Below are 20,679 nucleotides of genomic sequence, written 5' to 3'. Positions count from 1 at the left end.
CGCTGGTCAGACAAAGAAGAAAAACAGCTTTTCTCAGAGCTGTGAAACACAAACAAGCCATTTTGCGACTCTAGCTTGTGCAAACAAAGGAAAAAGGATAAGATAGTTTAGAAAAATGTTCGCTTGAAAAAAGCGTATTTTGTGTTAAGATTTTTTTTGCAGTCCTTTCAACATTAGAAAAGGACTGATCAAGATTAAAGGAGCGGTGGGTTTGGCAAAGAAAACCACAGAATATAATGATGCTTCCATTCAGGTCTTAGAGGGTCTGGAAGCAGTAAGAAAACGACCAGGAATGTATATCGGCTCGACCGATAGCCGCGGCTTGCACCACTTAGTGTATGAAATCGTCGATAATGCGGTTGATGAGGCACTCTCAGGATACGGCAATGAAATCGATGTTACGATCCATAAAGACAATAGTATCAGTGTTCGAGACAATGGTCGGGGAATGCCGGTCGGGACACATGCATCTGGAATCCCAACTGTTGAAGTGATCTTCACCGTGTTACATGCTGGCGGAAAGTTTGGCCAAGGCGGCTACAAAACTTCTGGCGGCCTTCATGGGGTTGGTGCCAGTGTTGTAAATGCCTTATCCAGCTGGCTAGAAGTGGTCATCGTTCGAGACGGTATCGAATACAAACAGAGCTTCAAAGACGGCGGGAAACCAGCAGGTACTTTGAAAAAAATCGGCAAAACCCGTAAACCAACGGGAACAACCGTTACGTTCAAACCAGACGATACAATCTTTTCTGCAACCAAATTCTCCTATGAGATTCTCGCTGAACGTTTGAGAGAATCAGCGTTCTTGTTGAAAGGGGTCAAAATCTCCCTGACGGACGAACGTGGGGAAGAACCGATTCATGAAGTCTTTTTATATGAGGAAGGCATCAAAGAATTTGTTGATTATTTAAATGAAGAAAAAGATACCTTGACCCAAGTGGTTTATTTTTCTGGCACGAAAGAAGCCATCGAAGTAGAGCTTGCCTTTCAATACAATGATGGGTATTCAGAAAACGTCTTGTCCTTTGTCAACAATGTACGTACCAAAGATGGCGGTACCCATGAAGTTGGGATGAAGACGTCAATGACCAAAGCCTTCAATGAGTATGCCCGCAAGGTCAATTTGTTGAAGGAAAAAGATAAGAACCTTGAAGGCAGTGATTTCCGTGAAGGGTTAGCGGCAGTTCTGTCGATCCGCGTGCCAGAAAATCTTTTGCAATTTGAAGGACAGACCAAAGGGAAATTAGGGACACCCTTAGCAAGAAATGCGGTAGACAATGTGATTGGTGAGCAGCTAGGCTATTATCTACAAGAAAACAGTGAAATGAGTCAAATGCTGGTTCGTAAAGCGATCAAGGCAAGAGAGGCCCGTGAAGCTGCCAGAAAGGCGAGAGAAGAAAGCCGTACTGGAAAGAAACGCAAAAAAGGCGAGTCACTGCTTTCTGGTAAATTAACACCTGCGCAATCTCGTAATCCTAAGAAAAATGAATTGTATTTGGTGGAGGGGGATTCTGCGGGTGGTTCAGCAAAGCAAGGACGAGACCGCAAGTTCCAAGCCATCTTGCCATTGCGAGGCAAAGTCATCAATACTGAAAAAGCCAAGATGCAGGATATTTTGAAAAATGAAGAAATCAATACGATGATCTATACTATCGGTGCCGGTGTTGGCCCAGAGTTTTCAATTGAAGACTGCAACTATGATAAAGTGATCATCATGACCGATGCGGATACCGATGGGGCGCACATCCAAGTGCTGCTTTTAACCTTTTTCTACCGGTATATGAAACCTTTGATCGAAGCGGGGAAAGTATACATTGCTTTGCCGCCTCTGTACAAAGTGTCAAAAGGGTTAGGGAAAAAAGCAGTAGTCGAATACGCTTGGACCGATGATGAACTAAGCAAACTGACCCAAAAAATCGGCAAAGGCTATCTCCTACAGCGCTACAAAGGGTTAGGAGAAATGAATGCCGACCAATTGTGGGAAACGACCATGGACCCAGAAACGCGGACACTGATTCGGGTACGGATCGATGATGCTGCCCAAGCAGAACGTCGCGTCACCACTTTGATGGGGGACAAGGTAGAACCTCGTCGGAAGTGGATCGAAAGTCATGTTCAATTTAGTTTAGAAGAAGATGGCAGTATTTTGGATAAAAAAGAAGATACGGTACCTGAATTAGTTGATGAAAAATTAATGGATACCGAACAAGCAGACAGCAAACAGTTAGTTAAGGAATAGGAGGTGGTCTCTTGGAACACAAAAGCAATATACAAGAATTGACATTGGAAGAAGTGATGGGAGATCGCTTCGGTCGATATTCCAAATACATTATTCAAGAACGGGCATTGCCAGATATTCGTGATGGGTTAAAACCGGTTCAGCGGCGGATTTTATTTGCCATGAACCAAGACGGCAATACCTATGACAAAGGCTTCCGCAAATCAGCAAAATCTGTCGGAAATATCATGGGGAATTTTCACCCCCATGGCGACTCGAGTATCTATGAAGCAATGGTCCGCATGAGTCAAGACTGGAAGCTACGTCAGATTTTGATTGAAATGCACGGGAACAACGGGAGTATGGATGGTGATCCGCCAGCTGCCATGCGTTATACGGAAGCACGGCTTTCAGAATTAAGTGGTGAGCTATTAAAAGATATTGAAAAAAACACCGTCGAATTGGTTTGGAACTTTGATGATACTGAAAAAGAACCAACTGTTCTACCAGCAAAATACCCGAATCTGTTAGTCAATGGCTCAACTGGGATCTCAGCTGGCTATGCAACAGAGATCCCTACCCACAATTTAGGGGAAATCATCGATGGAACGATCTATTTGATCGACCATCCGCAAGCTTCTTTGGATCAGCTGATGAAGTACATTCCTGGCCCTGATTTTCCAACAGGGGGCATTTTACAAGGGAAAGAAGAAATCAAAAAAGCCTATGAAACAGGCAAAGGCAAAGTGATTCTGCGTTCGAAAACCAAGATCGAAGACATCAAAGGCGGCAAACAGCAAATCGTCATCAATGAGATCCCATATGAGGTCAATAAAGCCAACTTAGTCAAAAAAATGGATGAGATCCGTTTGAATAAACGCATTGATGGGATTGCTGAAGTACGAGATGAAACAGATCGTACTGGACTACAGATTGTTGTCGAGCTGAAAAAAGAAGCAAATGCGCAAGGGATTTTAAATTATTTATTTAAGAATACCGAATTGCAGATCAACTACAACTTCAACATGGTGGCTATCGACAATATGCGACCCCAACAAGTCGGTTTGAAACGGATTTTAGAAAGCTACATCAAGCATCGCCGTGAAGTAATCGAAAAACGCAGTCGTTTTGAACTGCAAAAAGCCCAAAAGAGACAGCATATCGTCGATGGGTTAATCAAAGCTTTATCGATTCTTGATGAAGTGATCGCCACTATTCGCGGCAGTAAAGACAAAAAAGATGCCAAAAACAATCTGGTTGTTCAGCACGGTTTTACGGAAGAGCAAGCAGAAGCCATTGTGAACTTACAGTTGTACCGCTTGACCAATACGGACATCACACAATTGCAAGCAGAAGCAAAAGAACTTGCAGAAACGATTGCTGAATTGACAACGATTCTGAATGAAGAAAATGAATTGCTGAAAGTGATCAAGAAAGAACTGCGAGAGATCAAGAAAAAATATACGACGCCTCGGTTGACTGAGATCGAAGCAGAAATTCAAGAAATCAAGATCGAAACACAAGTCTTGGTCGCGCAAGAAGAAGTCGTCGTGACGGTCACAAGAGACGGCTATGTCAAACGCAGCAGCTTGCGTTCTTACGGTGCTTCAAAACCAGAAGAGATCGGCATGAAAGAAGGCGACTCTTTACTTTACAGTAACCAAATGAACACGTTGGATCACCTATTGTTGGTTACTAATAAAGGGAACACGATCTATCGACCGGTTCATGAATTACCTGATTTAAAATGGAAAGATTTAGGGGAACATATTTCGCAAACAGTCATGACACTGGCGCAAGATGAAATGATCATTGGGGTCTTTGCCTACAAAGAGATCGATCCATTGAAAAATTTCGTACTGATCAGTAAAAACGGTATGATCAAACAGACACGAATGACGGAATTTGAACCTTGGCGCACCTATAAAACACGGCCGATGACGATCATGAAGCTGAAAGATGAATCAGATGAATTGGTCAACGTCTTTTTGACGGATCAAACGGAAGAAATGGATGTATTCTTAGTCAGTCATCTTGCCTTTGGCTTACGCTACCCGCTTAATGAAGTGCCTGTTGTGGGACCAAAAGCAGCTGGGGTCAAAGCGATGAACCTTAAAGCGGATGATTATCTTATCAATGGGTTGCTCGTTTATTCAGAAGGGGATACACCGATCGTTTTGATCACCCAACGTGGCGCAGCAAAACGAATGTTGGCTCAAGAAATCAACCAATTAGGTCGGGCGAAGCGCGGATTGATGGTCTTGCGGGAATTGAAGAAAAATCCTCATCGCGTCGTCTATATGGGCAGTGGGGAAAATCAGCAACTGCTAGTGACGAATCAAAAAGGACAATCCTTTGAAGTGATCACCAACCAAATCCCGATCAATGATCGGACCTCCAACGGCTCATTTATCATGGATGAGAAAACAGGGGGACAAATCTACGAAGTGAAAACTCAAATCAGTCCTGCAATCGCAAAGGATTCTGTACTATAAATTATAACAAAGCAACCCTTCTGTACCAGTACAGAAGGGTTGCTTTTTTTCTCATAATTAATCTTTCACATTAACGAAAAAGGTACTTTAATAAAAGTTTCACATTTAATAAATACCTATAAATCAACATTTTTAGTAATTAATATCTTAAAAAAAAATAAATTGTTAAAAATAATTCTTGAAAATGCTTGCAATCATTAAGGTGTGTGTTATACTGTTCACGTAAAGCTGTTACATTAGTGAACAGAAAATTTAAGGAGGTCCATCAAATGGAACAATGGAATGGATTTAAAGGAAAAACTTGGAAAGAAGAAGTAAACGTACGCGACTTCATCCAAGAAAACTACACACCTTATGACGGAACAGATGAATTCCTAGCAGATGCTACTGAAGCAACGACGAAGCTATGGGATCAAGTCATGGAACTGAACAAGCAAGAGCGTGAAGCTGGCGGCGTATTGGATATGGATACAAAAGTCGTTTCAACGATCACTTCTCATGGACCTGGCTACTTAGACAAAGACTTAGAAACAGTTGTTGGTTTCCAAACGGAAAAACCATTTAAACGCAGCTTGCAACCATTTGGTGGCATCCGCATGTCAGAACAAGCAGCAGAATCTTATGGCTATGAAATTGATGCAGAAGTTTCTCACATTTTCCGTGACTACCGTAAAACACATAACCAAGGAGTTTTTGATGCTTATACACCTGAAATCAGAGCAGCGCGCCGTTCTGGTGTAATCACAGGTCTTCCTGATGCTTACGGCCGTGGCCGGATCATTGGTGACTACCGTCGTGTGGCATTATACGGTGTGGACTTCTTGATCAAAGAAAAACAACAAGACCTATTGTATTGCGGAAACGGAACGATGTCCGAAGACATTATCCGCCAACGTGAAGAATTAAGTGAACAAATTCGTGCGTTAAGCGAATTGAAAGAATTAGGAAACATTTACGGATTTGATATTTCTAAACCAGCTCAAACGGCGAAAGAAGCATTCCAATGGTTATATCTTGGCTACTTAGCAGCTATCAAAGAGCAAAATGGTGCAGCAATGTCATTGGGACGTACGTCAACTTTCCTTGATATTTATGTTGAACGCGATTTGAAAAATGGCGTGATCACTGAAGAAGAAGCACAAGAAATCGTTGACCATTTCGTCATGAAACTACGTCTTGTGAAATTTGCTCGGACGCCTGATTACAACGCATTGTTCTCTGGTGACCCAACTTGGGTAACTGAATCAATCGCTGGTATGGGTGAAGACGGACGTCACATGGTAACGAAAAACAGCTTCCGTTTCTTACACACTCTAGCAAACTTAGGCCCAGCGCCAGAACCAAACTTGACTGTTTTATGGTCAACACGTTTGCCTCATAACTTCAAAACATTCTGTGCGAAAATGTCGATCCAAACATCAGCGATCCAATATGAAAACGATGATGTGATGCGTGGACATTGGGGCGATGACTACGGAATCGCTTGTTGTGTATCCGCAATGCGCATCGGGAAACAAATGCAATTCTTTGGTGCTCGTGCCAACTTAGCGAAAACATTGTTGTATGCAATCAACGGTGGGGTCGATGAAAAATCAAAAGCACAAGTTGGACCAAAATTCCAACCAATTACTTCTGAATACTTGGATTACAACGAAGTAATGGAAAAATATGACACAATGATGGACTGGATTTGTGATCTGTATGTGAACACATTGAACATCATTCATTACATGCACGACAAATATTCTTATGAACGCATTGAAATGGCGCTACAAGATACAGACATTCTACGTACGATGGCTACTGGTATCGCTGGTTTCTCTGTTGCAGTTGATTCATTATCAGCAATCAAATATGCGAAAGTTCGTACGATCCGTGATGAAAACGGCATTGTTGAAGATTACGAAATCGAAGGCGATTATCCGAAATACGGAAACAATGATGACCGCGTAGATGATATCGCAGTCAACTTGTTGAAAGCCTTCATGAAGAAAGTAAAACGCACAAAAACATACCGTGATGCAAAACACACAACGTCGATCCTTACTATCACTTCTAACGTGGTTTATGGTAAGAAAACAGGAAACACGCCTGATGGCCGTCGTGCAGGTGCACCATTTGCTCCAGGTGCAAACCCAATGCATGGTCGCGATACGCATGGTGCTTTGGCAAGTCTTTCATCAGTTGCGAAATTACCATATGATTACTCATTAGATGGTATTTCAAACACCTTCTCAATCGTACCTAAAGCATTAGGACGTGACGACGAAACACAACAAGAAAACCTAGCAACAATGCTAGATGGCTATGCAGCAAAAGGCGGTCACCACTTAAATATCAACGTATTTAACCGTGACACATTGCTTGATGCGCAAGCTCACCCAGAAAAATACCCACAATTAACGATTCGGGTATCTGGCTATGCAGTAAACTTCATTAAATTAACAAAAGAACAACAAGATGATGTGATTGCTCGTACAATGCACGAAGCAATGTAATAAGCAACAACTTCAGGCGGCGGACGGGAAAATCCGCCGCCTCTTGTTTTGAAAGTATCAGACGGAGCGTGGTCATCCGTCGTTTCGAAGAAAGGAAGAGCATTATGGCAGTAACAGGACAAGTACATTCAACAGAAAGTTTTGGATCAGTAGATGGACCAGGTATCCGTTTTATTGTATTCATGCAAGGATGCCGCATGCGTTGCCAGTTTTGTCATAATCCAGATACATGGAAGATTGGCACCGGTGTCGAACGAACGACTGATGATGTCTTAGAAGAGGCATTGAAATATCGCGAATTCTGGGGACAAAAAGGTGGGATCACCGTCAGTGGTGGGGAACCATTGCTTCAGATGGACTTTCTGATCGATCTGTTTCGTAAAGCCAAAGCAGAAGGTGTCAGCACGACATTAGATACTTGTGGAAAACCATTTACACGGGAAGAACCATTTTTTAGCAAGTTTCAAGAGCTGATGACCGTTACTGACTTGTTATTGTTTGATATCAAGCACATCGATAACAAAGCCCATAAAGAGCTAACTACTCAATCCAATGATAATATTTTGGATATGGCGAATTATCTTTCAGAGATCAATCAACCTGTCTGGATTCGTCACGTGCTGGTTCCTTTTAGAAGCGACTATGATGAATTTTTGATCCGTTTGGATGAGTTTATCAAAACACTGAAGAATGTCGACAAAGTAGAGATCTTGCCTTATCACACGATGGGGAAATACAAGTGGGATGAGCTTGGTTTGAAATATCCCCTTGAAGGGATCGAACCACCAACAGAAGATCGGGTGAAAAATGCCAAGCGTTTGCTTCATGTAGACGACTATAAAGGTTACTTAACCCGTTGATCAAAACAGGAAAGAAGAGATTGCTATTGCTTCTTTCCTGTTTTTTTACTATGATTAGAAAGTGAATATCAATTGAAATAGGAGCGATGAAGAAATGTCGAAAATATTAGTATTCGGTCATCAAAATCCTGATACCGACGCCATTGGTGCAGCAATTGCCTTTGCAAATTTACAAAATCAACTTGGAAAAGATTGTGAAGCAGTAGCGCTTGGTACACCGAATGAAGAGACACAATTTGCGTTAGATACCTTTGGCCTAACTGCCCCTCGGGTGATCGATTCAGTGGCAAAGGAAACCCAAGAAGTAATGTTAGTGGATCATAATGAATTTCAACAAAGTGCAGCGGATATTACGGATGTCACTGTATTGGCAGTAGTTGATCATCATCGTATCGCTAACTTTGAAACGGCAAATCCACTGTATTATCGTGCAGAGCCGGTCGGTTGTACAAGTACGATCGTGTTGAAATTATACAAAGAAAATCAAGTGGAAATTCCAAAAGCGATCGCAGGAATCATGCTCTCAGCGATCATCTCTGATACATTGTTGTTTAAATCACCAACATGTACCGACGAAGACGTAACAGCAGCCAAAGAACTAGCCGTTATAGCAGATGTAGAACTGGAAGTCTATGGATTAGATATGTTAAAAGCTGGTACGAATCTTGGAACGAAATCAGCAGCAGAATTGCTGGACCTAGATGCCAAAAGCTTCCCAATGGGCGGGAAAAACATCCGTATCGGGCAAGTCAATACGGTCGATTTAAAAGAAGTCTTTGACCGTCAAGCAGAGTTGGAAGCGGCTATGAAGGATTCAATGGCAGCAAATGGCTATGATCTGTTCTTGCTGGTTGCCACTGATATCTTAGATAGTAATTCTGAGCTGCTAGTCGTTGGTGAACCAACTGCCCCAGTAGAAGCAGCCTTTAAAACGACATTAACCAACAATCGTGCGTTTTTACCTGGTGTCGTTTCTCGTAAAAAACAAATCGTACCTCAATTAACAGAGGTTTTTGAAGGATAATTAAGCTAACTGTCTGAATGCTGGTGAGATCTGTTTTGGTAGATCAAACCAGCATTTTTCATGATTGTTTGGATAAGGAGTACACGCAGTGAAATTTTTTTATAGTCCCCACTTTCGCTCATTGCAACCGATACTGGAATCTTCGAAATTCCATGAATTGGTAGAGGAGCTATTAAATAGCCAAGAGCCGCCGACACTACGAGCATTAAAAGCGAAGTTTACAGATGGTTCTTTTGATAAAATTCTTGACCGCTTGATCGCAGAAAAGTTGATCATCCGTCAAGAACGACGCTATTATTTAGGCTTCCCCATCTATACTGAACATGATCAACAGCAGATACAAGTAAGTGATGATTTCTATCAAGCAGCGCGCAATTGGTCAACACAAGAAATCGCTGGTTTTATCAAAAGCTTTGCTGCGTCAAGTGTTGAAAATAAATACTTTTACGGTTGTCAGCAAGGAGTTGAACAAGGAGCCGTCTATGCATTGAGTCATGAACAATTTCAGTTGATCTCTTACTCAGAAACACAGTGGCCACCAACACTGCCTGCTTTTTTTGAAGCGAATGAACAGTTGCGCACCCTTGCGATCTTTGATGAATTATTGGATTTGATCGGTGATGTCGATCCAGTCTATTACTTAGACCAAGTGAGTGTGATCCTTGAACGCATTCGTAAAAACAAAAAAGTCCGTCCGAGTATTTTTCTGGAATCACTTCAACGGGTCGAGATCATAAGTCCTGAGCTACATTTGTTGCTGGAAGAAATAAATTGTGATAATCTAAAAAACGAGCGTTATCTGTCTTCTGAAAAGGATCTGTTCGTCCAACGCCTTGTGATCGCTCACTTGGCAAACAAATCAGGTTCATACAATACGCTTTATTTCAATAATAATTAAAATTTCTAATAATTATGTTATTTGTTTTAAATTTTCTGACTATTAAAAAGCTGCTAGATTCGATTCTAGCAGCTTTTTTTCTTATTTATTCAAATGATAATTTGATGAATAAAAATTAAAAAACAACAATCGTTTTGTTTGGAGTTTTGATTTCTTGATGATATGATGATTCTAGAACTTTGAAAGGGGATATAAAAATGGAAGGATATAAAATGGTTGATTTTGAACAGTTGGAACAAAACAAAACGAAAGCAGAAATGATCACGTTCGTATCAATGTCAGAAATAGAAGCTGCTCGGCAAGCAATTACAAAAGCGGGGATCGATGAAACGCGTTTTTCTGATGGCGATCTCATTCTTGCTTTAAAACAACAGGAACGGTTTGGGGCAAATACGATCGTTTCCGTGATCATTGATTGGCTCATCAATCAAAACTATCTGGTGAATCCAGCTCATGCCATGCGTTACTTAGCAAAGAAAATGGCAAATGGGCCAGTTACGAGTTACAAATTATTAAGTGAGGGTGAGTTTGATTGTGACGGGAACTATTACTTGATTGCTCGCACAAACACCTCCTCATCGGCAAATAAAGTCTATAAAGTTTACACGGATGGACAAGTAAAAGAGCTTTGGCAGGCAAAATAAGTACAGATGATTTCGGCTCTAGTGAATAAGGAAAACGGCTGTGTAAGCAGTAGTTAGCGGAAAAAGGATTTTCTTAGATTGAAGGTTGTGAAAGACGCGTGAAACTAAACATTCGAATCGGCTTAGCTGGCAGTCATCTTCTGATTGGTGCATTCAGCTTGCTCGGCGCTCTGCTGACGCTTTATAAAGTACCGACAAGTTTTGGTGCGATCCAAGCCTTGTTAGGTGAAATTTATTATACCGATACGGTATTTGACCGATTTACTCAGCTCTTCTTGTTGGGGATTATCAGTCTTTATACCGTGGTGACCAGTTTTTATGGGTTTCGATTTTGGTGTTTTTGCTCCGCCTCTTCTGCATTTGGGACACTGTTGGCATATTTTGAATTAACTGAAACACTTCCAGTGATGGTAGTTTTCATTCTTGTTTTAGCAAGTTTGTTTCAGTTATGGGTAGTCACATACTTCATTTTCCAAAAGCTAAAAAGTAGAGCTGAAACAGGTTGAACTGATACGTTCAAGCTGTTTTTTTCTGTCAAAGATTATTTGCTGGCAACTAAGGTTATTGCGTTACTAGCGCAGTGTTTTATGCTATGCTAGATATAGAGATGTAGTTGATTTTGAAACGATTTCTAAAAGATGAAAGAGCGTAACAAGTTCGTTGGCATTTCAGTCAACGATCAAAATGAATTTGAGGAGGACTGATGAGAGAGTGGTTACCAAACAACAGGTACTGACTGCGGAAAAAGACTTTCTGAGTGGTGAAAATTTTTATGTACAGCATTTCTTAGGCGCCCATCAAGTAGATGATGGCTACGTGTTTCGCGTTTGGGCACCAAATGCTCAGCAAGTTTGGCTTGTTGGCGACTTCAACCAATGGACGGATACCTTGCCGATGAACAAAAGGACGGAATCCGGTGTTTGGGAAATTGAGACCAACCAAGTAAAAGAAGGACAGCTTTACAAATACAAAGTAAAACAATCAAATGGACGAGAAGTATTGAAGATCGATCCTTTTGCTGTCCATTTTGAAGCTCGACCAGGAACTGCTGCCGTGTTGCATTCGATCCCACAAAAAAAATGGCGGGATGGGTTATGGCAAGGACGGAAAAAAAGACAAAAAACATTTAATCGACCTCTTAATATTTATGAAGTTCATGCCAGCTCATGGAAGCACCACGAAGATGGCACCCCTTATCGCTTCTCCGAATTAAAAGATGAACTTATTCCTTACGTGAAAAAAATGGGCTACACCCATATCGAATTTATGCCTTTGATGGAACATCCCTTAGGAACCTCCTGGGGCTATCAATTGACTGGTTACTTTGCACTTAGCTCCTATTATGGGACACCAGAAGAATTTCAAGACTTTGTAGAGGCTTGTCATTTGGAAAATATAGGTGTCTTCGTTGATTGGGTGCCAGGACATTTTTGTGTCAATGATGACAGTCTTGCCTATTATGATGGCACGCCGACATTTGAATACATGGATGAAAACCGTGCGAAAAATGTTCGCTGGGGTGCGATCAACTTTGATCTAGGCAAACCGCAAGTCCAAAGCTTTCTGATCTCAAGTGCATTGTTCTGGATCGAATTTTACCACATTGATGGTATTCGGGTAGATGCCGTTTCCAACATGATCTATCGCGATTATGATGAAGGTCCATGGGAACCGAATCACGAAGGGGGCAATCGGAATTTTGAAGGGTACTATTTCTTACAAAAGCTCAATTCAGTCATCAAGTTAGCCCATCCTGCAGTTGTCATGATTGCAGAGGAAAGTACTTCCGAGACCAAAATAACAGGAATGGTCGAAGGAGGCGCTCTCGGGTTTGACTACAAATGGAATATGGGCTGGATGAATGATGTCCTGCGTTTTTACGAAATGGACCCGATTTTCCGTAAAGATCATCTAAGCCTTTTATCTTTTTCTTTCATGTATCGGATGCAAGAAAATTATATCTTGCCACTCTCCCATGACGAAGTGGTTCATGGCAAAAAAAGTTTGATGCACAAAATGTGGGGAGACCGCTACAAACAGTTTTCACAACTACGAAATCTCTATACGTACATGATGATGCATCCAGGGAAAAAACTGTTATTCATGGGTAGTGAATGGGGACAGTTTTTAGAATGGAAATATGATCATGGTCTTGAATGGGTCGATTTAAACGACGCATTCAATGCAAAAATGCAGTTCTTCACCCAGACCTTGAATGAATTATACAAAGAAGAACGAGCCCTTTGGGAATTGGATGATCAAGAAGATTCATTGATGGTGATCGATGCAGACAACTTAGATGAAACGACATTGACTTTCTTACGACAAGGAAAAACGAAAAAAGACTTCTTGATCGTGGTTGTCAATCTGACACCAGTGGAGCGTCACGATTTTGCGATCGGCGTGCCATACGAAGGAACGTATCGCGAGATTTTAAACACGGAACGGGATGTATTTGGCGGAACTTGGGTGGCGAATAACCCAGACTGTCAGACCAGTAATACCCCTTTTAAGCAATACGACTATCAAATCAAAACAATTTTGCCTGCACTTGGGGCTTTAATCATCAAACCAGAAAAAATCAAAATGACTCGAAAAAAAGCAGTAAAGAAAGTACAAAAAAAAGAGTAGAGGGGGAACGGTGAGTAGATCACCAAACAAAATGAAAACAGAGATGTTAGCAATGATCCTCGCAGGGGGACAAGGGACTCGATTAGGAAAATTAACAAAGAATATTGCTAAACCAGCGGTTCCATTTGGTGGTAGATATCGGATCATCGATTTCACGTTGAGTAATTGTGTCAATTCAGGAATCAAAAATGTGGGTGTTGTCACTCAGTACCAGCCATTAGCACTAAACAACCATATCGGAAATGGTGCGAGCTGGGGATTGGATGGAATCAGTACCGGTGTGACGATCTTACAACCATATTCAAATTCAGAAGGCGAAAAATGGTTTGAAGGAACTGCCCATGCGATCTATCAAAACATCGCTTATATCGATGAGATGGACCCGCAATATGTCTTGATTTTATCAGGCGACCATATCTACAAAATGGATTATGAAGAAATGCTGGAAAAACACAAAGAAAATGATGCTTCATTGACGGTTGCAGTTCTCGAAGTACCGATGAAAGATGCCTCGCGTTTCGGAATCATGAACACCGATAAAAATGACCGTATCATCGAATTTGATGAAAAACCAGCCGAACCAAAGAGCAATCTCGCTTCAATGGGGATCTATATTTTCGATTGGAGTCGTCTGCGCAGTATGCTGTTGAGTAACTATACAAAAGACGGCGAAATGGTCGATTTTGGGAAACATGTCATTCCTTCTTATCTCGAAAGCGGCGACAACGTTTTTGCCTATCGCTTCTCTGGCTATTGGAAAGACGTAGGAACGATCGATTCATTGTGGGAAGCCAATATGGAATTTATTGATCCAGCAATGGAGTTGAATATTCGGGATAAAAGTTGGCAAGTATTTTCTAAAAACCCAATCGCACCACCACATTTTGTGACTGAGACTGGGGCTGCGAGAAACTCTCTCGTGATGGATGGCTGTTATGTTGCAGGGGAAATCGAGCACAGTATTTTATCAGAAAACGTACAGGTGAAAGAAGGATCGACGATCAAGGACAGCGTGATCATGCCTGGAGCGGTGATCGGTAGAAATGTTAAATTAAACCGAGTGATCGTTGGGGAAAATGCAGTGATCGGTGACGACGCAGAGATCGATGGAACAGACGAAATTGCCGTAGTCGGCTATTCTGAAATTTTAGGGGTGACGATTGATGAGAACTAATAAAATGTGTGCGATTTTAGGGAATCTGCAACGATACCAAGACTTGATGCCATTAACAGAAAACCGTCCGCTGTCGACCTTATTGTTTGACTGCAAGTATCGCTTGTTAGATTTCAATCTTTCAAGTATCGAAAATGCCAATATCAAACAAGTCTATATGATTTTCAATGAAGGAGAAACGCAGTCGGTCTTCGATCATATCGGTGGCGGAAAAGAGTGGAACTTGGACGGCGTACAAAACCGTTTCTTTATTCACCTGTTCCAAGACTCATTGAAAAAGCAAGCAGAAGGACAAGAGTATTACTATAATGTCATCGACTATTTGGAAAAATCCAAATCGGATCATACCGTATTTATGGGCAGCAAAGTCTTATGCAACATTGATTTACGTGCCTTGCTGAAAATCCATCAGCTACAAGGCAATGAAATGACCGTTGTGTACAAACGCATCAGCAGTGACAATATTTGCGAAAGTGATCTGTTGTTCAATGTAGACAGTGAAGGTCACTTAGAAGAAGCGATCCAAGCGAAAAAAGGTGAGGTCAGTGACCTTGTCAACTTATGTACGGATATTTTTATCATTCAAACAGATCGCCTGATCACGGCTCTTAAAGAGGGGCAAAAAGTTGGCGCAACGGCAGACCTCGGTCAATTTTTACGAGAAATGATCGCTGTTGAAAATACCGGTCTATATGAATACACTGGTTACTTAAGTAACATTTATGATATCTCTTCTTATTATCAAACAAATATGGACATGCTCGATGTGCATAAATTTACGTCGTTGCTTTATTCGAATCAAAAGATCTATACCAAACTGAAAAACGAAGTGCCAACGTATTATTCGGAAACATCTGACGTGAAAAATAGCCACTTTGCTTCTGGCTGCATCGTGGAAGGAACGGTCGAACAGTCACTGGTTGCCCGCCGCACGAAGATCCATCCCGAAGCAAAAGTCAAAGGAGCGATCATCTTCGGAAATAATGAGATCAAAGCAGGTGCCGAAGTCTCTTATGCGATCCTAGATAAAAATGTGACCATCGCAGAAGGTGTCAAAGTGCAAGGAACCAAAGAAACGCCAATCGTCATTAAGAAAAATTCTCATGTCACCCAAGACGTTATTGGAGGGGCAAGCGCATGAAGGTTCTGTTTACAGCAGCGGAATGCGCCCCATTTTTTAAAACAGGCGGATTAGGGGATGTTGCAGGGGCATTGCCAAAAGAGTTGGTCAAAAAAGGCGTCGAGACAGTGGTCGTCTTACCCTATTTCACGAAAATGCCTGCTGAATACCAAGAGCAAATGGAAGATTGTTTTTCCTTTGAAGTAGCGGTCGGCTGGCGCAAGCAATATTGTGGGATCAAAAAATTAGTTCTAGGCTCTGTGACCTATTATTTCATAGACAATCTCTATTATTTTGGTCGCGAACGGCTCTATGATTTTTATGATGATGGGGAACGCTTTGCTTTCTTCCAATTAGCCGTGATCGAAATGATGGAACGCATTGAATTTATTCCAGACATCGTGCATGTCAATGATTACCATACGGCGATGATTCCCTTCTTGATCAAAGAGAAATATCATTGGATTCAAGCGTATCAAAACATACGCACCGTTTTGACGATCCATAACATTGGGTTTCAAGGGTGGTATAGTCGCGATATTTTACCAGATCTTTTTGGGATGGGGACTGAGAGATACGATGATGGCACGCTACGTTTAAACGATTGTTTGAACTTTATGAAAGCTGGAATCTTGTATGCTGACCGTATCACGACGGTCAGTCCTTCCTATAGTGAAGAAATCAAAACCTCTGAGTTCGGCTGTGGGCTTGAAGTCATTTTACGCATGGAAAGCGGCAAACTCAGTGGCATCTTAAACGGAATTGATTATGAAATGAACGATCCAGAAACCGATCCTCATTTGGACTACTCTTTCAATCAAGAGGACTTGTCTGGTAAAGCGCAAAACAAGCGAGCGCTACAAGAACAGTTTGGTTTGCCTACCCGTAAAGATGTCCCATTGATTTCTGTTGTTAGCCGTTTGACCACTCAAAAAGGGTTCCATTTGGTCCTTGAAGAAATGGAAAATCTCTTGCAATTTGATGTTCAGTTCATCTTACTAGGGACTGGCGAACATGATTTTGAAGAAGGTTTTCGCTATTTTGCTCAGAAATATCCTGATAAATGTGCTGCTGCGATTTCTTTTGATATTGCATTGGCGCAAAAGTTATACGCAGCAGCGGATCTTTTCTTGATGCCTTCCGCCTTCGAACCATGCGGACTGTCACAGATGATCGCGATGCGTTATGGTACATTACCGGTCGTTCACGAAATCGGTGGCTTGAAAGATACGGTAGATTCCTATAATCCGATCACGAAACAAGGTACCGGCTTTGGCTTTCAAGAGTTTTCACCATTCTACTTGATGAATGCTTTGAAACAAGGGATCGAATTGTATCAATCCGATCAGGAAACGTGGACCGTATTGGTCAAGCAAGCAATGGAAAAAGATTTCAGCTGGAATCAAAGTTCAGATCTTTATATCCAGTTGTATAATACTATCAAAGTTTGATTGTTTTAAGACAGAAGAATCCTTGTCTGCAACAGAACTGCTAGTTGTATGACTAGCAATTTTGGCGGCAAGGATTCTTCTTTTTTATAAATTGAATGCAAAAAGGAGTGTAACCCTATGACAAAAGAACGATTGCGTGAACTGCTAGAAATCAGTGTTCATGAACTCTTTGCGATTGAAATGGATGAAGCTTCACCGCAGGAATTGTTTCAAGCACTAGCCAATGTGGTGAAGCAAATGTATTCAGAAGACTGGCGTCAAACCAGAAAAAATCTCTTGTTGGAGGATCAAAAACAAGCGTACTATTTTTCAATCGAATTTTTGCCTGGCAAAATGTTAAAAAGCAATTTGTTGAATATGCAGCTGTTGGAGCAGGCCAAAGCCGTTTTTGAAGAGTTAGGCGTTTCCCTTGATGACGTTGCGGATACAGAAAAAGACATGGCTTTAGGCAACGGGGGCCTCGGTCGTTTGGCATCTTGTTTTATGGATTCCCTGGCTTCATTAAGCTTGCCGGGAAATGGGAACGGGATTCGCTATCGCTATGGATTATTTAAACAAAAATTTATTGACGGCCATCAAGTAGAATTACCAGATGATTGGTTACGCTCTGGGAATGTCTGGGAAGTCCGCAAAGAAAGCAAAGCGGTGCCTATTCGATTTGGTGGGCAGGTCTATCTCGTTACGGGAGAGGACGGAAAACTAGCACCGGTCTATGAAGGTGGCTTTACCTGGCGGGCAGTTCCGTATGACACCGCGATGGTTGGCTATCAGAATCAACACATCAACACACTGCGCTTGTGGAGTGTCGAAGTACCTGCTGAAGATGAGGCGCATTATGCGACATTGGAATCACGGCAAGCTTTAGAAAATTTGACTGCTGTTTTATATCCAGATGACTCAAACGAGATCGGCAAACGCACACGATTGATGCAAGAATACTTTTTTGTTTCTGCAGGCATTCAAAGTATCATTCGCTATTATAAAAAATCGAATCTGCCTTTAGCAATGCTCAGTGAACGAGTAGCAATCCATATCAACGACACGCACCCAGCACTTTGTGTCCCAGAACTGATGCGTATTTTAGTTGATGAAGAAGGCCTTGCTTGGGAACAAGCGTGGGCGATCACCGTGAAAGTCATGAGTTATACGAACCATACGATCATGGCGGAAGCCTTAGAAAAATGGCCAGTTCGCATGATTGAAGAAGTTTTGCCGAGAATGGATCAGATCATTAAAGAAATTGATCGGCGCTTTGTCGAAGGAATGCAAGGGGTCCATCCGCAAGCCTTACTGGATCGGACGCGAATCATTATTGATGATCAAGTCCATATGGCACATCTCGCCATCATCGGCAGCCATAGTGTCAATGGGGTAGCCAAGCTCCATTCTGATTTACTAAAATCAGTGGTACTCCATGACTTCTATCTCATTTATCCTGCCCGTTTCAACAATAAGACCAACGGTATCGCACAACGGCGCTGGCTTCAGCTAGCCAATCAACCATTAGCCAAAGTGCTGGATCAGTCGATCGGCACGAGTTGGCGCAATGACCCCTTGGATCTGCAGTTGCTCAAAAATTATTATGAGGACGAAACCGTTCTGCAACAAATTGCCGACGCAAAAATGAGTAACAAGCGTGCACTGGCAAAGTACATTCAAAAAGCAACGGGCATTACAGTAGATCCAACGGCAATTTTTGATGTGCAGATCAAACGCCTGCATGCGTACAAACGACAACTGCTGAATCTAATGCATATCTTGAAGCTCTACTTTGAGGTTAAAGAAGATCCGACTGCAGCGTTTCATCCAAGAGTCTTTATTTTTGGTGCCAAAGCCGCACCAAGCTATCACTACGCAAAATCGATCATTAAAGTAATCAATGAAGTGGCGAATCTGATCAATCATGATGAAACCATCAATGATAAAATCAAGGTTGTATTTTTAGAAAATTACAACGTTTCATTAGCAGAAAAAATCATTCCAGCAGCGGATGTCAGTGAACAAATCTCATTGGCCTCTAAGGAAGCGTCAGGGACAAGCAATATGAAGTTGATGCTAAATGGGGCAGTAACGATTGCGACTTTAGATGGTGCCAATATTGAGATTCGAGATGCGATCGGTGATGAAAACATTGCGATCTTTGGGTTGACGGAAGAAGAAGTGTATCAGTATTACGCCCAGCATAATTATTCTGCTTACACCTACTATGAGTCAGATCCAGTCTTGCAACGGGTGGTCAATGCCTTTATTGATGGGACGATCCCCAATATTCAAGTAGAAGGTCGAGAAATCTTTGATTCCCTTTTGAAATACAATGATGAATACTTTTTATTAAAGGATTTTCATGCCTATTGTGACGCGCAGCATCGGGTAGATAGTGCCTATCAGGATACGCAGCGCTGGCGTAAAGTCAGCCTAATGAATATTGCGAATGCAGGCAAATTTTCGGCAGATGAAACGGTGCGAAATTATGCTGCAGATATTTGGCAGATCGATCCATTATTTGCCCATGTCAAAGAACCGAATGCAGCAAGCTTGACTGAGACGGTGCCTCCAGCCGAATTTAGCTGAAGTGTCCTCATCTGAAATGGTGTAGTCTTTCGTGAAATTCTCCTTAATTTATGGTATGATGAAAAAAATGCATGTAAGAGGATGAGTACAGTGGCAAATTATTTAGATGTGAAACGAAAACACTTCCGTTTTCCTGCTTATGATGATACAGATGGTGTGAAGCTGCAATCCGAGCATCGCCCCGCATTCAGTAAAGCAGATGATTGGATTTTAACCGAAATCAAAGATTCCGTGAGTCATTCTCACAAGGAAGAAAATCAATCTTTGCAGCGTAAAGTGCAGTCCAGCCAACGCGATCGGGGGCACAATGTTCGTCAAAAAGAAGAGCTTGCCAATCACCGTGCCAACTTGCCTCAGTACGGAAAACGTCCGGTGAAAGAACAGATGCCAACAGGAAAAACCAATTTTTTTGGCAAAGAGGCGAACCATTCTTCTTATCAAGTGACCAGTAAGAAGGAAAAAGCTGAGGTTCCTGTTTCTTCGAAAAAAGAATATTCGGGGCGCTCTTACTTCGTACCTAAATATATTCCTGCATCAATTATTCCAGATGAGCAAAAACCTGAAATTACGCCGAACGATTTGATGGATGCAATGGCAAAAAAACAAGAAAGTTATTTGTTGTTTGATACGGAACCAGCAGCTTATCAAGTCAAAGAAGAAAATGATCCAACCGTCAAAAAATTCAATCGCCATCCCTCTGTTGGGATGACGCGCAGTGAGTTTCGCGCCAATAACAAAAAAAATGGTGAGAAAAAACGTTCCGTTTTAGATCGATCATTAAAAGGAATGATTGAAGACGATCAACAAGAAGAATCTTCAAATGGCTATTTTCGTTCTAAATAGTAGTGACAGTTACTCTTAATAGAAGTGGTCCTTTGATCATAACGATGAATGATTTCAGCTAGATGGCTAACATCTAGCTGTTTTTTTTGTGTGCCGAAACTGCCGATTTCACAAAATGCTTAGTCGAATTACATTTTTCACCGGCTGAGGAATATTCTGATTTTACTAAGCGATAGCGTGGGCTATAGAATAAAGTGAAACGATCAAAACCATCGTTATTTATAATGTTTGTTATTTTAATTGGCGATTTCT

Annotated in this window: 14 protein-coding genes; all 14 read left to right on the top strand. The window is 41.6% G+C overall.

The window, feature by feature from the left end; genetic code table 11:
- The first annotated feature begins 211 nt into the window (after positions 1-211).
- The 14 genes from parE to IGJ44_RS10445 all read left to right on the top strand — a co-directional run bounded on the left by parE (position 212) and on the right by IGJ44_RS10445 (position 20,427).
- On the top strand, positions 212-2,239 hold the full coding sequence (gene parE, locus IGJ44_RS10510; protein WP_074535153.1) for a DNA topoisomerase IV subunit B: 2,028 nt from the start codon (positions 212-214) through the stop codon (positions 2,237-2,239).
- Between the two features lie 11 nt (positions 2,240-2,250).
- Positions 2,251-4,713 (top strand): DNA topoisomerase IV subunit A, encoded by a 2,463-nt coding sequence (gene parC / locus IGJ44_RS10505; protein ID WP_430605691.1) that lies wholly within the window; start codon positions 2,251-2,253, stop codon positions 4,711-4,713.
- 269 nt (positions 4,714-4,982) lie between these two features.
- Positions 4,983-7,211 carry a formate C-acetyltransferase gene (pflB, locus tag IGJ44_RS10500; RefSeq protein WP_074535154.1) on the top strand — a complete coding sequence of 743 codons (2,229 nt, stop codon included), beginning with the start codon at positions 4,983-4,985 and terminating at the stop codon, positions 7,209-7,211.
- A 104-nt stretch (positions 7,212-7,315) separates the two neighbouring features.
- Complete coding sequence (pflA, locus tag IGJ44_RS10495; RefSeq protein ID WP_010749400.1) at positions 7,316-8,071, top strand: pyruvate formate-lyase-activating protein; 756 nt, start codon at positions 7,316-7,318, stop codon at positions 8,069-8,071.
- A gap of 94 nt (positions 8,072-8,165) precedes the next feature.
- Positions 8,166-9,095, top strand: coding sequence for a manganese-dependent inorganic pyrophosphatase (locus IGJ44_RS10490; RefSeq protein ID WP_074535155.1), 930 nt, complete (start codon positions 8,166-8,168; stop codon positions 9,093-9,095).
- Positions 9,096-9,183: 88 nt separating this feature from the next.
- Positions 9,184-9,993: a DUF1803 domain-containing protein gene (locus IGJ44_RS10485; protein WP_074535156.1), complete on the top strand. Its 810-nt coding sequence runs from the start codon at positions 9,184-9,186 to the stop codon at positions 9,991-9,993.
- A gap of 197 nt (positions 9,994-10,190) precedes the next feature.
- Positions 10,191-10,637, top strand: a complete 447-nt coding sequence (locus IGJ44_RS10480; RefSeq protein WP_430605690.1) for a hypothetical protein — start codon at positions 10,191-10,193, stop codon at positions 10,635-10,637.
- A gap of 98 nt (positions 10,638-10,735) precedes the next feature.
- On the top strand, positions 10,736-11,143 hold the full coding sequence (locus IGJ44_RS10475) for a hypothetical protein (protein ID WP_005229650.1): 408 nt from the start codon (positions 10,736-10,738) through the stop codon (positions 11,141-11,143).
- Positions 11,144-11,321: 178 nt separating this feature from the next.
- Positions 11,322-13,268 carry a 1,4-alpha-glucan branching protein GlgB gene (gene glgB, locus IGJ44_RS10470; RefSeq protein ID WP_074535284.1) on the top strand — a complete coding sequence of 649 codons (1,947 nt, stop codon included), beginning with the start codon at positions 11,322-11,324 and terminating at the stop codon, positions 13,266-13,268.
- Between the two features lie 31 nt (positions 13,269-13,299).
- A complete protein-coding gene (locus IGJ44_RS10465; RefSeq protein WP_016610807.1) occupies positions 13,300-14,442 on the top strand; it encodes a glucose-1-phosphate adenylyltransferase in 1,143 nt (380 codons plus the stop codon).
- Positions 14,432-15,583 carry a glucose-1-phosphate adenylyltransferase subunit GlgD gene (gene glgD, locus IGJ44_RS10460; protein ID WP_060792228.1) on the top strand — a complete coding sequence of 384 codons (1,152 nt, stop codon included), beginning with the start codon at positions 14,432-14,434 and terminating at the stop codon, positions 15,581-15,583. The genes IGJ44_RS10465 and glgD overlap by 11 nt, the downstream gene beginning before the upstream one ends.
- Positions 15,580-17,013, top strand: coding sequence for a glycogen synthase GlgA (gene glgA / locus IGJ44_RS10455; protein ID WP_060792229.1), 1,434 nt, complete (start codon positions 15,580-15,582; stop codon positions 17,011-17,013). The genes glgD and glgA overlap by 4 nt, the downstream gene beginning before the upstream one ends.
- Before the next feature lie 117 nt (positions 17,014-17,130).
- Positions 17,131-19,584: a glycogen/starch/alpha-glucan phosphorylase gene (locus tag IGJ44_RS10450; protein WP_074535157.1), complete on the top strand. Its 2,454-nt coding sequence runs from the start codon at positions 17,131-17,133 to the stop codon at positions 19,582-19,584.
- Between the two features lie 81 nt (positions 19,585-19,665).
- Entirely contained in the window at positions 19,666-20,427 is a 762-nt protein-coding gene (locus tag IGJ44_RS10445) for a hypothetical protein (protein ID WP_005229660.1), read from the top strand.
- Positions 20,428-20,679 lie beyond the last annotated feature (252 nt).

The organism is Enterococcus sp. DIV1368d (assembly GCF_050542975.1).
GTDB classification, from domain to species: Bacteria; Bacillota; Bacilli; order Lactobacillales; family Enterococcaceae; genus Enterococcus_D; species Enterococcus_D casseliflavus.
This window is presented reverse-complemented; position numbering and strand designations above follow the sequence as displayed.